Annotated in this window: 16 protein-coding genes; 5 read left to right on the forward strand and 11 right to left on the reverse strand. The window is 42.0% G+C overall.

Features of this window, described 5'->3' with window-relative positions; genetic code table 11:
• Positions 1-22 precede the first annotated feature (22 nt).
• Positions 23-511 (forward strand): cysteine hydrolase family protein, encoded by a 489-nt coding sequence (locus tag RHS_RS13050; RefSeq protein WP_027292377.1) that lies wholly within the window; start codon positions 23-25, stop codon positions 509-511.
• Between the two features lie 147 nt (positions 512-658).
• On the opposite strand, the gene RHS_RS13055 is transcribed toward RHS_RS13050, so the two are convergent.
• Positions 659-1,621 carry an aldo/keto reductase gene (locus tag RHS_RS13055; protein ID WP_047833472.1) on the reverse strand — a complete coding sequence of 321 codons (963 nt, stop codon included), beginning with the start codon at positions 1,619-1,621 and terminating at the stop codon, positions 659-661.
• A 2-nt stretch (positions 1,622-1,623) separates the two neighbouring features.
• Positions 1,624-2,154: a flavodoxin gene (locus RHS_RS13060; RefSeq protein WP_027292375.1), complete on the reverse strand. Its 531-nt coding sequence runs from the start codon at positions 2,152-2,154 to the stop codon at positions 1,624-1,626.
• Positions 2,155-2,289: 135 nt separating this feature from the next.
• Between RHS_RS13060 and RHS_RS13065 the strand changes: the two genes are divergently transcribed.
• The 4 genes from RHS_RS13065 to RHS_RS13080 all read left to right on the forward strand — a co-directional run bounded on the left by RHS_RS13065 (position 2,290) and on the right by RHS_RS13080 (position 5,062).
• On the forward strand, positions 2,290-3,177 hold the full coding sequence (locus tag RHS_RS13065) for a LysR family transcriptional regulator (protein ID WP_027292374.1): 888 nt from the start codon (positions 2,290-2,292) through the stop codon (positions 3,175-3,177).
• Between the two features lie 79 nt (positions 3,178-3,256).
• Entirely contained in the window at positions 3,257-3,931 is a 675-nt protein-coding gene (locus RHS_RS13070; protein ID WP_047833447.1) for a hypothetical protein, read from the forward strand.
• Entirely contained in the window at positions 3,928-4,674 is a 747-nt protein-coding gene (locus RHS_RS13075) for a zinc ribbon domain-containing protein (RefSeq protein ID WP_047833448.1), read from the forward strand. Before RHS_RS13070 ends, RHS_RS13075 begins: the two co-directional genes overlap by 4 nt.
• Entirely contained in the window at positions 4,655-5,062 is a 408-nt protein-coding gene (locus RHS_RS13080; RefSeq protein ID WP_047833449.1) for a hypothetical protein, read from the forward strand. Before RHS_RS13075 ends, RHS_RS13080 begins: the two co-directional genes overlap by 20 nt.
• Before the next feature lie 217 nt (positions 5,063-5,279).
• Here the strand turns inward: RHS_RS13080 and RHS_RS13085 are convergent, their stop codons facing one another.
• The 9 genes from RHS_RS13085 to RHS_RS13125 form a co-directional block, all read right to left on the reverse strand.
• Positions 5,280-7,025 carry an ABC transporter ATP-binding protein gene (locus RHS_RS13085; RefSeq protein WP_044297879.1) on the reverse strand — a complete coding sequence of 582 codons (1,746 nt, stop codon included), beginning with the start codon at positions 7,023-7,025 and terminating at the stop codon, positions 5,280-5,282.
• Positions 7,022-8,806, reverse strand: a complete 1,785-nt coding sequence (locus tag RHS_RS13090) for an ATP-binding cassette domain-containing protein (RefSeq protein ID WP_047833473.1) — start codon at positions 8,804-8,806, stop codon at positions 7,022-7,024. Before RHS_RS13090 ends, RHS_RS13085 begins: the two co-directional genes overlap by 4 nt.
• Positions 8,807-9,051: 245 nt before the next feature.
• Positions 9,052-10,014: an AraC family transcriptional regulator gene (locus RHS_RS30970; RefSeq protein ID WP_176731058.1), complete on the reverse strand. Its 963-nt coding sequence runs from the start codon at positions 10,012-10,014 to the stop codon at positions 9,052-9,054.
• Between the two features lie 323 nt (positions 10,015-10,337).
• Complete coding sequence (locus tag RHS_RS13100) at positions 10,338-11,105, reverse strand: LamB/YcsF family protein (RefSeq protein ID WP_044297881.1); 768 nt, start codon at positions 11,103-11,105, stop codon at positions 10,338-10,340.
• Positions 11,106-11,153: 48 nt separating this feature from the next.
• Positions 11,154-12,500, reverse strand: a complete 1,347-nt coding sequence (gene accC / locus RHS_RS13105; RefSeq protein WP_027292367.1) for an acetyl-CoA carboxylase biotin carboxylase subunit — start codon at positions 12,498-12,500, stop codon at positions 11,154-11,156.
• Positions 12,501-12,521: 21 nt separating this feature from the next.
• Positions 12,522-12,947 carry an acetyl-CoA carboxylase biotin carboxyl carrier protein gene (gene accB / locus RHS_RS13110; RefSeq protein WP_027292366.1) on the reverse strand — a complete coding sequence of 142 codons (426 nt, stop codon included), beginning with the start codon at positions 12,945-12,947 and terminating at the stop codon, positions 12,522-12,524.
• Between the two features lie 31 nt (positions 12,948-12,978).
• Positions 12,979-13,983 carry a biotin-dependent carboxyltransferase family protein gene (locus RHS_RS13115; RefSeq protein ID WP_047833450.1) on the reverse strand — a complete coding sequence of 335 codons (1,005 nt, stop codon included), beginning with the start codon at positions 13,981-13,983 and terminating at the stop codon, positions 12,979-12,981.
• 1 nt (position 13,984) lies between these two features.
• The gene (gene pxpB / locus RHS_RS13120) at positions 13,985-14,713 is read right to left on the reverse strand and encodes a 5-oxoprolinase subunit PxpB (RefSeq protein WP_047833451.1); all 729 of its coding nucleotides are present in this window, start codon (positions 14,711-14,713) and stop codon (positions 13,985-13,987) included.
• A gap of 56 nt (positions 14,714-14,769) precedes the next feature.
• Positions 14,770-15,975 (reverse strand): NRAMP family divalent metal transporter, encoded by a 1,206-nt coding sequence (locus RHS_RS13125; RefSeq protein WP_027292363.1) that lies wholly within the window; start codon positions 15,973-15,975, stop codon positions 14,770-14,772.
• Positions 15,976-16,015: the final 40 nt, after the last annotated feature.

Consider the following 16,015-nt stretch of genomic DNA (forward strand, 5'->3'; position numbering starts at 1 on the left):
CTACCTATCAGGAGGAAACACTATGCAGAAAAAAGCCTTAGTAATAATTGATATTCAAAATGATATAACAAAGAATTACAAGGATATCATTGAGAATATCAATAAAGCTATTGATTGGGCAGTCAATAATAATATTCATGTTGTTTATATAAGGCATGAAAATTTATCAGCCGGCACGAGGACTTTTAAACCCAATACAGAAGGAGCAGAATTAGCTTCAGACTTGAAAATCGTCTCAAAAAATGTTTTCAAAAAATGCAAAGGAAATGCATTAAGCAGTGAGGGTTTTACGGACTTTATTAGTGAAAATGAAATATGCGAATTCTACATAACAGGAGCAGATGCTGCTGCTTGTGTTAAATCAACCTGTTACAACTTACGCAAAGCTAATTATAGGGTTAATGTATTATCAGATTGCATTACAAGTTATGATAAAAGGAAAATTGACGAAATGCTGCACTATTATGAAAGTAAAGGCAGTAAGATCATTGGTTTAAATGAATTGTCATAAGTTTCATTTTTTAATCCTCTGCCAAAAGATAAAAACCGTCATTTAGTAGTTGATAGTTCATGTTCAAAAATTAATGCTTATCTGAACAGCGGTTTTAAGAAAATAAAAGCCGCTGTTCTCTGCCGTAAGTAAATTGAATTCTTCTCCTTATAACGCTCCCACAATATTGTGGGGTACATATGATTCTTCCAGATAATTCATTTCATCCTGTGACAATATAACCTTAAAACTGCCTGCTGCATCATCAAAATACTTTGCTTTTGTTGCACCGATAATTGGCACTGCAACACCTTTTGCAAACTGCCAGGCAAGGGCAATCTGAGTCATGGTTGCATCTTTTTTCTCTGCCAGTCCGGATACTCTCTTTACTATTTCCATATCACTTTCCCGGGTCTTATCATATTTACCTTTTGCCGTTACATCCGTTCTGCTTCTTAAAGTATCTGCAGACCAGGTAGGACGTGACAGCCTTCCGGCAGCCAGCGGACTGTACGGTGTTCTTGCCACATTCTGATCTTCGCAGGCCGGGATCAGCTCTCGCTCATCCTCACGATAAAGCAGATTATAATGATTCTGCATCGATACAAATTTTGTCCAGCCATTCTTTTCAGCGGTATACTGCATCTTCATAAACTGGTATCCATACATAGCGGAAGCACCAATGGCACGAACCTTACCTGATTGGACCACCTTATGCAGGGCCTGCATGGTCTCTTCTATTGGCGTATCATAATCAAAGCGGTGAATAATCAGCAAATCTATATAGTCTGTTCCCAGGCGTTTGAGCGAAGCTTCCACCTCTCGCGGTATTGCTTCCCCTGAAAGTTTTCCCTCATTGAAATAAACCTTTGTGGCCAGAACGACTTTATCTCTTGCTATATTATTTTTAACCGCCCTGCCCAGATACTCCTCACTTGTTCCTGCGGAATAACAATTAGCCGTATCAAAAAAATTAATCCCCAATTCTAATGCATGTTTGATAATCTCTTCACTTTCCTGTGGGTTCAGGGTCCATGCATGCATTTTGCTTGCCGGGTCACCAAAACTCATACAGCCTGCACATAAACGTGATACCTCAATGCCTGAATTTCCTAATTTTATATATTCCATTTTCATTCCGTCCTTTCCCGATTGCTATTAATTGTCATCCAGTTTGCTATGTCTTTTTTAGACCTCTGTACAGCGCTTCCATAAATGGGCAGTCCCGCCTCTACCATTGCTCCGGGACATAATCTGCTGATATCACTTGTACTGCTGCCCATTCCACTGCCCTCGTGAGTGCAAAAAGGCATAATGGTTTTTCCGGTGAAATCAAAGTGTTCCAAAAAGGTAAACACCGCCATGGGCATAGTCCCCCAGTAATTAGGAAAACCCAGATAAATTACATCATACGGATCAATACTTTCCGGGTACGTTTTCAATTCCGGTCTGGCATTCCGTTTCTGATCTGCCTGAGCCTGTGCAATACATTCGTTATATTCCTTTGAATATGTCTGTATTGGCTCAATTTGAAATAGCCGGGCACCTGTCAATTCCTGTATAATACCAGCTGCGGCTTCTGTGTTACCGATATCCAGTGTCTTAATTATACCATTAACATAATTTTCATCCCTGCGTGAAAAGAACGCTATCAGTTCTGCCATTTAATCTACCTCTTTTCTATTATTTTTCTTTGTATTTTCCTATAGTTTATCTTAGTTTTCATTGACTTGGAATCTCCGATATGTTATCGTTGTATTAACATAAAGTTTATACACTTTAATTTTAGGAGGTAATATATGTACAATCAGATGCTGGATACATTTATAGCAGCTGCGGACTTCGGAAGTTTTACAAAAGCAGCAAAACATCTGTATATCTCGCCTACCGCCGTTATGAAACAAATAAATACATTGGAAAATCATTTGGATATAAAGCTTGTGGAACGTACCCCCTCGGGCATCCGTTTAACAGACTCCGGAGCTGTCATATATCAGGACGCTAAATTCATGATAGATTATTCAAAAAAATCCATTGCAAATGCCAAAGCCGCCAACCATGCTAAGGACACTACCTTTTGTGTGGGCACATCGCTTCTGAATCCTGCAAAGCCCTTTATGGATTTATGGTATCGTGTAAATAAAGATTTTCCGGAATATAAACTGCATCTTGTACCGTTTGAGGATAATTACGAAGGAATTCTTGGGGAAATAGGACTGCTGGGAGAAAAGTTTGATTTTCTGATAGGGGTATGTGATTCCAAAGCATGGCTTAGCCGCTGTAATTTTCTTGCCCTGGGCAGATACAAAAAAATGATTGCAGTCCCCAGAGAACATCGCCTTGCAGGAAATTCCTGCATTGATATCGAAGATTTATACGGTGAGACTCTGATGATGGTAGCCCACGGAGATTCCGGAGTGAATGATTTCCTCCGCAATGACCTGACGAAACACCATCCCAAAATTCAAATAGAGGATACTCCTCAATTTTATGATTTATCAGTATTTAACCGCTGCGCAGAGACCGGAAATGTCCTGCTTAGCATTGAGTGCTGGCAGGAGGTTCACCCGGGTCTTATATCAATTCCTGTGAATTGGGATTACAGCATCCCCTATGGCTTACTTTATAGCCTGGATGCACCAGAAGATGTCCTCAGATTTGTTAATATGGTAAAAACCATGGTATAGAATGACCGCTTTCGCCTACCCACATATTATTGTATTCTTATTATAATTAATTAACTAACCTGAAAGGACAGTTCTTATTATGAAATGCCAAAGCTGCGGAACCATACTGGATGAAACTATAGTGAAATGCCCCTATTGTGGTTCCACGAACTTCCCCGGTGCCGAAAAAGAATATATGAATGAGCTACATGAGCTGCATCAGAATCTGGAGAAATTAGAAGATGTCCCTATGGACTACTTTGAAGATACTATAAAAAGTGAATCTTCACGTGTAGGAAAGCGCATTGGTATATCGCTCCTGATTTCCGCCCTTCTGGCACTTGGGATATTTTTATTGTTTCAGTTTAATGACAGCCAGTTAAAAAAACAGGACGCTGCCCAGACAGCCTGGGAACGTACGGCATTTCCGAAAATGGATGTCTGGTATGAGGAAGGAAATTACGACGCTGTTCTGAACTACATACTGACAGACTCCGAAACACAGAAATTTTCCACCTACAACTGGAAGCATTCTGACTTTATCTGGGCATATGCCGACTATCTCATAATTACGGACCCGGAGAACAACCGTAAAAAAGATATCATGACCGCCATGACTTCTCTTCTGATCATGACACGCCTTGAAGATATGCGTAAGGAAGATTCTGCTATGGTAAAAGCATATCAAAAAGAAGCAGAACAGATTTTAAATGAACGCTATCACATGAGTATAGATCAATTAAAAAAGCTTTATGATGAGGAGGTTAAAAAATGAAGTGTACTTTCTGCGGGGCACCCTTAACGTTAAAGGATGAAAAATGTCCTTATTGCGGTTCCCAAAATCCCGATATTTTGAAACACCGTTCTGATATAAAACATTATCAGTCGGAATTCAAAAAAACTCAGAATGACGTTTACACTACAACCCATAGATTTACAAGTTTCAGTGTACGCACAAGCATCATTGCCATTTTGGTGATCCTGAATGTTGCCGCCTTTATCCTGGTCGGATCCGCCTGGCCCATATACAAAAGCGTTACGAAAAGCGCCTTACATAAAAATGAAGCTATCCATAAAGAAACCATGGATAATTTAATAGAAAACAAAAAATATATCGACCTGAATGCTTACTATAACTCAAACAATTTGTACCTGGGTGACGAATTTGATTCCTACACTGCAATTACCCGGGCTTCAGAGAGTTATAATAGTATCTTTGATTCCATTAATTCGCTGATTAATCCTGAACTTCATAGCAGCTGGTCTCCCAGATACCTGGTCTCCAGCCTCTCCTCTTATTATGAAACCATATCGGGAGAATATTTTTTATATGAGGGGAAATACCAGGCTGAACATCTGGCTGCATTAGATGATATTGATCAGAAGATTCAGCTGCTGCTGTCTTCCTTCTGCAATATGACAAAGGAAGATCTGAGTACGCTTCCCAACCTGTCTGCAAACGGAGTTCGAGATATACTGGAAAGGAGATTAGACATCCATGAAGAAGAAACGAGTTAGTATATCGGGCATCCTTATCATCATTCTGTCGATTCTATTTGTCTTTTTACTTGCTATGGGGATCGCACGCCTTAAGGAAGAATTCCAGGGCTATACAACATTCGATGAACAATCTTTTTCCGGAGATCTGAAATACCAGGATTATGGGTCTATACTGCGAAAAACTTCACAAAACGAAGCCCGGGGTGCTAAATCAAATGAAATACTTGAGGAATATTATGCTCTGGCCCGCTACTATGAGGCTGCCGTAAATTACAGACTTTATACAGACAGCAGGCAAACAGAAAAAGCTGCTGCCTATAAAACCGTGATGAAACAAAAAGAAAAAGAAATGGGGCAGCTTCAATCAGAAATACCTGCCATTCTGGATATCCTATCCATAAAATAGAAAAGTATTAAAAAGCGCTTGTCCATGATGTTATCATATTTTCATGAACAGGCGCTTTTATTACCGTTTAATCGAAATCATTTTCAGATGAATTTTCTACACGATCTCATCCAGCGGGCAGATCTCTGCCAGATTAGTATCCGATGGGAGCACGCCTGCCATGGTCCGCCCCTTTCTCTTTCCGGGATACAGTTTATTGATACAAAGCTGGTTTTCTCTATGATAACTTCCACGCCATGCTCTTATTTTGCAGTTCTACCATATGTCTGTACATTCCCTTTTGTTTCAGAAGCTCTTCGGGTGCACCCTGCTGCACAATTCGTCCGTTTTCCAGAACAACCACCTTGTCAGCACTGGCTACTGTACGCATCCGATGTGCAATAATTAAAACCGTTTTCTTGCGAATCAGCCTGGATAATGCATCCTGGACTGCACTCTCGTTTTCCACATCCAGACTCGCCGTGGCTTCGTCCAGAAGGACTACAGGTGCATCCTTTAACAACGCCCTCGCTATGGAAATTCGCTGGCGTTCTCCTCCTGAAAGGGTAGAGCCATTTTCTCCGATTACTGTTTCATATCCATCTGTCAGGCGCATGATAAATTCATCACACTGCGCTGCCTTTGCTGCTTCGATTACTTCTTCATCTGTGGCCCCCTTACGTCCGAGCCTGATATTTTCCATAATGGTATCCCGGAACAGGACAACGTCCTGAAATACAATCGCATAATATTTCAGTAAGGCTTCCGGATCTATTTCAGAAATATCTCTGCCACCTAATTTAATTTTTCCTTTATTCACATCCCAGAATCTGGCTGAAAGCTTTGCTGCTGTAGATTTTCCGCCGCCAGAGGGACCCACAAGAGCTGTGACCTCCCCCTGTCTTGCCATAAATGTCACATCCGATAGAACCCCTTCTCCGTCTCGATATGAAAAATCCACGTGTTCGAAACTGATGTCAAAGCCATTTGGTTTAAAATTTTCCGTTCCTGTCTGTACCGGCTCTTCCTGAATCGCACGCATACGGTTAATCTGAAGTTTTGCGTTAAAGGTTGCCGCCATATTCATAAGAACAATGCTAAGGGGATCATAAATTCGTGCAGCTGCAAACAGAAATCCAAGAAAATACAGTAGTGTAAGCTCTCCGCGTACGTAAAGGTCCGCCCCTGCCAGAACTGTTGTCGCCATACCAATACGTAAAAATGCCTGCGCAGAACTTACAAAAGTGCCTGCCGCCAATTCTGACCGGATGGCTGATTTTTCTGCGGCTGCCGTTTTTTGCTCCAGCTCTTTTAAATAAACTTCCTGTTGATTGCAGGCCTTCAGATCACGATTGGTTTCCAATCCTTCCTGGATATAGTCAGTAACGGCACGTTTTGCCAGAATGTTTTTCGTACCATATGTATCCTGCAGCTTTTTGGAGCAAATCGTCAAAAGCAGCGCTGCCGGAACAACCCACAATACAGCCAGTGCCATTTTGGGATTAAAACAGAACATACTGATTCCTACAATAGTGGTGGAAATAACAGCCGCAAACAACACTGGAATATAATGAGAAAACATCTGATCCAGACTGGAACAGTCTGCAATCATGGTTGCTGTCAGATCGCTTAAATCTCTTTTTCCAAAAAAGGAAAGCGGAAGCTTGCGCAGTGTTTCAGCCAGTGCAATTCTTCGGTTGGCACTCTCCTTATATACCGACAGATAAAGGGCCGCATATTGAATGTAATGAAGCACAAACAGTACAACCAGGATCACTGCCGCTATCCCGGTATAATACAGAATTTTTGCTCCTGTATTTTCTCCGTTGGGAATCGCTGCAAGCATATATTGGATCACTGCCATAATGACGCCTACCGGAAGCATCAGACTGATGTTGCATACTACCGTCAGCAATACTGCCTTTACAAAGTCCTTTGCCCCCTGATGACTGAGTGCAAAAAGATGTTCAATTCTTGAAATCATAATGTGCTCTCCTTTCCAACCTTCCACTTTGCCGACTTCTGATAATCCCTCCACATTTTAGCATACAGTCCCTGTTTTTCCAAAAGTTCACCATGTGTTCCACACTCCGTAATCTTCCCATTATCCATAACAAGAATGTTATCTGCATTTTGAATCGTGGATAGTCTGTGGGCAATCATAAGTACCGTTTTCCCCCGAATCAACGACTCAAAGGCTTTTTGAATCTGTGCTTCATTTTCCGGGTCCGCAAATGCCGTTGCTTCATCCAGCACAATAATTGGTGCATCCTTTAAAATGGCCCTGGCTAACGCAATTCTCTGTACCTCCCCGCCGGACAAATAAATTCCTTTCGTTCCCACAACCGTATCTAAGCCGTCCGGAAGTTTTTCAAGAATATCATCGCACTGTGCAGCATGGGCGGCACGGAGAACCTGCTCCCTGGATGCCTCCGGTTTTGCTGCCCTTATATTATCAAGCAGGCTTTGTTTAAACAGCCGCGTATCCTGAAAGACAAAAGCAACCTGATCCATCAAAAGCCTGTTGTCTATTTCACGAACATCAACGCCGCCAATCTTCACCTGCCCTTCCAATACATCCCAGAACCTGGGAATGAGACTGGCTGCAGTAGTTTTACCCCCACCGGAAGGCCCCACCAAAGCTACTGTCTGCCCCCCCGCCACACGAAAACTGATATGGGAAAGTGCAGGCCTTGTGGCTTTCGGATAAGTGAATGTGACATCCTTAAACTCAACCGTTCCATCGGAGGGTGCCGTGGTATATGTCGCATTTTTCAATGGTTCCTGGGATAAGACTTCCTCCATTTTAAATACAGCCTCATTTGCTTCCATGACAGACTGTGACGCATACATAATCCGGTTAATCATATTTCCACAAGCCGGTGCAAACAAAGCATAGAAGATAAAATTGGGAATGACACCCCATCCGTCACTGACAGAAGCAATATAGAGCGCTGCAGGAATCAGGAGTAGAAATGTTCCGTTAATGGCACTTAAAAAACAAGTGTTGCCCATTTGGCAGCTCATAGCGTATTTGCCGGCAAGATCACTGTAGGACAAAATTGCTGCATAAAAGGCCTTGAAGGAATATACCGTCTGCTGAAATACCTTTACGACCGGAATACCTCTGACATATTCCACTGCTTCTCCACTCATTTTTTCGATTTCCTGCTGATACCGGTGAAAAAAGTTTGCATTTTTTCCACTCATCATCATACCCATAGATGCCAGTGCCAGGACCATGGTGAAAAGGGATAGTGCACCCATTCGCCAGTCAAACAGGAGCAAAAAAACAATTGCTGCAAGAGGTGTCACGACTGCGCCAACGGTATCAGGCATCTTATGCGCCAACAAATCCTCTGTAAGCGCTGCATTATCATCTACCAGCTTGCGAAGCTTGCCAGACTGATTCCCGGTAAAAAAACCAAGGGGTAATTCCACCATATGCTGCATTGCTTTCATTCGCATGTTTCTTGCTGTGCGAAATGCAGAAATATGGGTCATCATTAACGCTATAAAATACACTGCAAGATTTGCTACTGAAAACCATACTGCAAGCCATCCCCACTTAGCCAGATTATCTGCCGCCGCAAAATTGGGATATACCGCAAGAGCATCTCTTGCCACCAACCATACAAATACATACGGCATTAAGCCGATGGCGGCTGCAGCACCTGATAAAATGCAGCCCAGGATTGTCAGCCAGCGATAATTACCGGCATATTGAAGTAAAACAACAATACTGCTTTTCTTTTTCGTTTTCAATTTCTTTTTCCTCTCTTTCTTCCTTTCTTTAATCTCCCCCACAAAGAGGAGCTGAACACTTACACTTTTCCATATTTCAAATGCAGCACATGGGTGCAGCTTCCCACAACCAGCTCCAGGTCATGGGTAATCACAAAATCCACCCACGCATTCTCCTGATTTTCCCGCAGCATAGTTAGCTTCACCTAACCAATAATACAAAATAGAGGAATATTCTTCCACTCTGTTTAGTCAAAATACTCCATTTAGCCATTTTTTCTATATTTAATTGGTGTTAAACCGTAGATACTTGAAAAAGCTGCTGAAAACTTACTTGGATTCTCGTACCCGATTGCGTTGCCTATATCCGCTATGGATTCATTTGTTGTTTTCAGCCTTTTAGCGGCCCATTCCATGCGGCATCCTTTTAAGAATTCATAAGGACTGCAACCATAAATGACTTTAAAATTATCCTTAAGTCCTGTCTCCGATATATGGAAATGTGCAGCCAGCTCCCTAATGGTAAAATGCTTCTGCATATTCTTTTCTATATAGTTTTTGATCTGACTGATTGTTTCTGTTTTCTTATCTGTAACGACATGATATTTCTTCTGTCTGGCTCCTTCATAATGGACAAATTCTGTCAGTAAGTGTAGAACATGTATTTTCATATGAATATAGTCGCCCTCTCTGGATGCTTCATACAATGCTTCGAGGACTTTTTTGATATGACCGTCACAAACAAATCGTTCAAATCGTTTACCCTGAAGGTGCGTTTTAAAAAGTTCGTTAATATCAATCGCAAACAATCCGAGAAAGTCAATTGCTTCTCCTCCTATCATCTGCGGATAAAAAATGATATTGATTCCCTGAAAATATCCCATGGGTGTATGAGAATCAAAACTCTGATACGTATTTGTCATCATGGAAATTTCACCCTCAGAAAGTCTAAGAAACCGATGCCCGTCAATCCTGCTTTCATAAACACCTTTATGGGAATATGCAATCTGATAATAATTGCATTCATTCACCTTTCCATAAAAATGTTCATGTGTCTGATAATCTGTGCAAAAAATCTCAACTCCCGGCAAAATCATATAAGCTGTTATATGTACTTTGTTTTTCGGTTCATTTATGCTATATTCTTGAATCAATTCGTTTACTTCCCTTTTTGAAAAGCCAAATCCTCTAAAATCCATCCGTACCGATGATAAATCTATTCCGTTCAATACTTCACCTTCTTTTACTTTTATACATAGAATATCATTACCTATCCCCATATCATATTTCAAAGCAGATATATGATGCTTGGTTATAGCCCACATAGTTAGCTATATCTAACCGCATTTTATCAGCTTTTCTTTTTATAAGCAAGCATATATTTGAGTTTTCCCCAAACTTTCCGGCAGCCAGGCTCCAAGCTGAAATACCTGCCATTCTGGAAATACTTTCTAACAAATAAATACGTTAATTCAAAAAACGCCTGTTTCATGATATAAACTATCATGAACAGGCGTTTTTACAACAATTTCCAATAAATATTCTATAGATCTTACACGATCTCATCCAGCGGGCAGATTTCCACGCCTTCATCTATCAGTGTTTTACGGATCTTTTCTACAAATGCCAGAGCTTTTTCGCCATCTCCGTGCACACACACTGAATCTGCTTTAATCGGTATATCTTTTCCGGTAATCGCAGTAACCTTTCCTTCTTTTACCATACGGACAACTCTTGCTATCGCTTCTTCTTCGTCCGTAATCATAGAGCCTTCTTTTCTCCGGTTAACCAGAGTTCCGTCTTCTTCATAAGCACGGTCTGCAAATACTTCCAGTGCAGTACGAAGCCCACAGTCGGCAGCTGCCTTTGCCAGCTCTCCGCCGGATAATGCCAAAACTATCAGATTCTTGTCAAATTCATAAATTGCCTCACAGATACCCTTTGCAAGTTCATAATCCTTTGCTGCCATATTATAAAGGGCTCCATGCGGTTTTACATGCTGCAGGCTGATACCCTGTGCTTTACAGATTCCGGCCAATGCTCCGATCTGATAAAGCGTATAGGCTTTTGCTTCCCCTGGTGTGATGTCCATAACGCGTCTGCCAAATCCCATAAGATCCGGCAGTCCCGGATGCGCACCTACCCGCACCCCTTCTTTTTTCGCAATCGCTGCTGTCTTTTCCATAACAACCGGATCAGAAGCATGATATCCGCATGCCACATTTGCGGATGTGATAAATGGAATCACACGGTCATCCATTCCAATTGTATAGTGTCCGAAGCTTTCGCCAAGGTCGCTGTTTAAATCCACTTTATACATAGAAAACTCCTTTCATCTCACTTTATGAATATTTAGATATATCATTTTCTAACTCAGTTTCATCAACTGTTCAATAAATCCGGTATCGGCTTTTCCCTCACAAAATGTAGGGTGCTTCAGGATCTGATACTGAAAATCAATGTTTGTCTCGATTCCCATAATCACCATTTCATCCAACGCGGAACGCATCTTCTGTAATGCTGCTTCTCTGTCCGGTGCGTGGACAATAACTTTTGCAATCATAGAATCATATTCGGATGGAATGCGGTACCCGGTATAAAGCCCGGTATCCACACGCACTCCATTTCCTGCCGGAAGATGCATATGTTTAATCACACCCGGACTTGGCATAAAGTTTTTCTCCGGAATCTCGGCATTTATACGGCATTCAATAGCATGTCCGCGAAGAATAATGTCACTTTGGTTAAAGCTCAATTTTTCACCCATAGCAATACGGATCTGTTCTATAATTAAATCCGTACCGGTAACCATCTCTGTAACACCATGTTCTACCTGGATACGGGTATTCATTTCCATAAAGAAAAAGTTGCCTTTTGGATCTACAATAAACTCTATCGTTCCGGCATTTGTGTAATTTACGGTCTTCGCTGCCAGTATTGCATAGCGGTTCATTTCCTCCCGCATTTCCTCTGAAATAGCAGGTGATGGCGATTCCTCAATCAATTTCTGGTGATTTCTCTGCACCGAACAGTCACGCTCTCCCAGAGCTACTACATTTGCATATGCATCTGCAATAATCTGTATCTCCACATGCCTTGGATTCTCAATAAAACGCTCAATGTACATGGTATCATCACCAAAAGCATTGGCTGATTCCCGCTGCGCCATATTAAACTGAAACTCAAATTCATCTTCATTTTTTGCAACACGCATACCTTTACCGCCGCCGCCGGAAGATGCCTTAATCATAACCGGATACCCGATTTCTTTTGCAATCTTTGCACCCGCCTCAGCCTCATAGACCGGTTCTTTTGTTCCCGGAACAACCGGTACGCCTGCATCCATCATTGTCTTTCTGGCATGGGATTTATTGCCCATACTGTCAATTACATCAGCGGATGGACCGATGAACGTGATTCCATTCTCATCACACATCCGCACAAAATCACTGTTCTCAGATAAAAATCCAAATCCCGGGTGTATAGCATCAGCAGCCATATTATTTGCCGCACTGATAATGCGTTCCATATTTAAATAACTGTTCTTTGCAGGACCCTCGCCAATACAGATACGCTGGTCTGCCAGCTGTACATGAAGGCTGTCTTTGTCCTCTTTGGAATATATCGCTACACTGCGAATGCCCAGGTTACGGCATGCGCGGATAATTCGAACTGCTATCTCACCCCGATTGGCTATTAATATTTTTTTAAACACAGTCCAATCCTCCCTTTATGCCTATAATTTGTTTACGCGAAACAGCGGCTGTCCATATTCTACTTTTTGTTCATTGCTTACCAGAACAGCTTCAATTTCACAGTCAAAATCGCTTTCAATCTCATTCATCAGCTTCATCGCTTCCAGTATGCAGACAGTCTGTCCGCCCTTTACCACATCACCTACTTTTACAAATGCCGGTTCATCGGGTGATGCCGCCGCATAAAAAGTTCCTACAATAGGAGATGTTATAAAACACTGCTCTTCTTCTTCCACGGGATTACCTTCCTCCTGAGCTGAAGTATTAACAGTCATGCCTTCTGCTGCTCCAGGAGCATACTTAATCTTGCTCATAGAAATCTTTACGTCTCCTTCTTTGATGGAAAACGTTGTCAAAGATGACTTTTCAATTATTTTTATCAATCCCTCTATCTTTTCTAAATCCATTTAAATACCTCTCTTTCTTATCTGCTTTTATCTATGAAAAGAGTTTTTCCAACCGCTTGGCAACCAGACGGCAGTCCAAAACTTCTTTACAGGGCCTGTGTATTTCTTTTCGGAAATCATCCATTTCTCTTATCTCATCCAGATAAAGACTCTGGGCTTCTGTAACAGTAATTGCCTGAAACCGTATCTTATGATCTGTCTTTCTCTGTACCAGCTTCGGGATATCCACTGATGCAACGGTTGCGATCTTGGCATAACCCCCGGTAGTCTGTCTGTCAGACAACATAATAATCGGCTTTCCATGGGACGGAACCTGTACAGATCCCATTGTAATACCATCTGAAATAATATCCGCCGTATTTTTATAAGCTACAAAAGGACCTTCCAGCCGGCATCCCATACGGTCAAAGTCACTGGTTACCTCATATTCACTGCCCAGAAAGCTTTCCATCCCCTGCTTTGTGAAATGACTGTCCTGGGGTCCTAACACCACTCTCAGCGTAGCATCCTCCTGGTCAAATTCATCCAGATCCAGATTTCTGGATAAAAAGTATGGCAGATATCTCCTTTTTATACGGAATCCCACATAATCTCCCGCCTGAAGTTTTCTTCCTTTATATCCCCCTACCCTGCTTCTGATATTGGTGGAGCGGCTTCCCATGATAACAGGAATATCCAGATAGCTTGAAAACGCAATATATGCCCTGCTGCCTGTTCTGGCACTCTGGAATTCCAGTATATCACCCTTATTCATGTAAATAGCCGTATACATTGGCGCCGGTTTTTTATTAATCATCGGCTGGAAATCCCCTCCGGTAATGGCAATAATCGTAGCGGATGTGAATTCCAATGTAGGACCAATCAAAGTGATCTCAAGCGCCGCTTCATTTTCCGGATTGTCTAAAAGCAGATTTGCAATCTTAAAGGAACGTACATCCATTACTCCTGACACACCAAATCCCTGACTCTGGTAACCTGTTCTTCCTAAATCCTGTACCGTTGTCAGCATGCCTCCTTTTAATACGCGAAATCCCATCTTACACACCTCCTTCATGAACGATACACTGATATTCGCCCTTATTGGCTAATTCTTTTATGAGGTAAAACTCTGCTTCATCGATAGGTACGAAACGGATATAATCCCCAGCCTCAAATAAAATAGGCACTTCTCTGTTCGGATCGTATGTCTTCACCGGAGTTAAACCGATCAACTGCCAGCCTCCCGGAGAATCCAGTGGATAAATTCCTGTCTGGGAACCGCCGATGCCTACACTTCCTGCATTAATCTTAATTCTGGGATTAGCCAGACGCGGTGTATGAAGACGCTCATCCAGACCTCCCAGGTATGAAAATCCGGGCAGAAAACCAAGCATATAAATCAAATAATCTTTGGAAGAATGCAATTTAATCACTTCTTCCCGGGACATCTTTGCATTTTCGGCAACGGTTTCAATATCCGGTCCAAAATCCCCGCCGTAGCAGACAGGGATTTCAATAATCCGTTTTTCACCAACCTCAGCCATAACATCCACTTTTACTAATTGCCGCATGCGCTCCACAATCTTCTCATATGAGATAATTCTGGGATCGTAATTCACCAATAAGGAGCAGAAAGCGGGAATTGTGTCTACAATTCCTTCGATCTGCTGTTCCTTAATCAGCTGTACAATAGCCGTAATTTTCCGATTGATTTCCGGGCTGATCTCTTTGCCAAACTCAATCAAAATCGCAGAATCACCTGCTGTTAGAATTTCAATTTTCAGCATTATGCTCTCTCCTATTTCAAAAAGGTGCAATCATAGTGACTACACCTTTGTATTTTCTATGCGAATAACTTACCAAGACCTGAAAGTGAAGTAACTCCAAGATATGCTGCAAGCAGAACTACCAGGATACCAAGAATCAACAGCCACTTCGGATGCTTGTAATCTTGTCCCATGATACTCTTTTTCTGGGATGCCACAAGGCATACACCTAAAGTAACCGGTAAGATCAGGCCATTTAATGCACCCGCCAGAACCAGAAGAGTAGCCGGCTGTCCAAGAATCGCCATAACCAGAGTTGATACTGCAATGAAAGCAATGGTAACCCATTTTTCATATTTTGCAACCGTCTTGCTCAGAGTCTTCATGAATGAAACGGATGTATAAGCCGCACCTACAATAGAGGTAACTGCTGCACAAAGCAATACTAATCCAAAGAATCGGTAGCCCAGCTCACCTGCACCCTGGCTGAATGCATCCGCTGCCGGGTTGTTTGGATCTAAAGTAAGGCCTTTTGCCACTACACCAAGAATTGCAAGGAATAAGAAAATACGCACGATCGTTGCAATTCCGATACCCATGATAGAACTCTTGTTAACTTCTTTTAAATTCTCTTTCTTTGTAATGCCTGCGTCAATCAGACGATGGGCACCGGCAAAGGTAATATAACCTCCTACGGTTCCGCCAAGTAACGTTAATATTGCAGGGAACAGCGCTACCGCACCTGTAGACGGGATAAAAGTTTCTTTAATAGCCTGTCCAACAGGAGGCTTTACAATTACGATAACCACAAAAATTACAACAATCATCACTCCGCCGAGCACTTTTGTCAGAGTATCCATTGCCTTTGTGGCATTTTTAAGTAAAAATACAGCGATGGCAATCGCTCCGGCTAAAATATATCCGGCTGTCAACGGAAGCCCTAATAACGTATTGAATCCCAAAGCACCGCCGCCTACGTTGCCAATATTAAATACCAGGCCGCCTAATACAACCAGCAATGCTACAAAATAACCTAATCCCGGGAGTAACTTATTTGCCACATCCTGTCCGCGCATCCCGGATACACAAAGCACACGCCAGACATTCATCTGAACGACGATGGCCAGTAAAATAGAAACTAAAATAACAAATCCGAAGCTTGCCTGGAAATCACTTGTAAACTTTGCTGTCTGTGTTAAAAACCCAGGACCAATTGCTGATGTAGCCATGATAAATGCAGCTCCCAGCAGTGCACCACCATTTGATTTTTTCTTTTCTTCCATACAATTCCCTCTCTCTTTCTTTTTTTACCATAGTCACATA

The sequence above is a fragment of the Robinsoniella sp. RHS genome, from assembly GCF_001029355.1.
GTDB classification, from domain to species: domain Bacteria; phylum Bacillota; class Clostridia; order Lachnospirales; family Lachnospiraceae; genus Robinsoniella; species Robinsoniella peoriensis.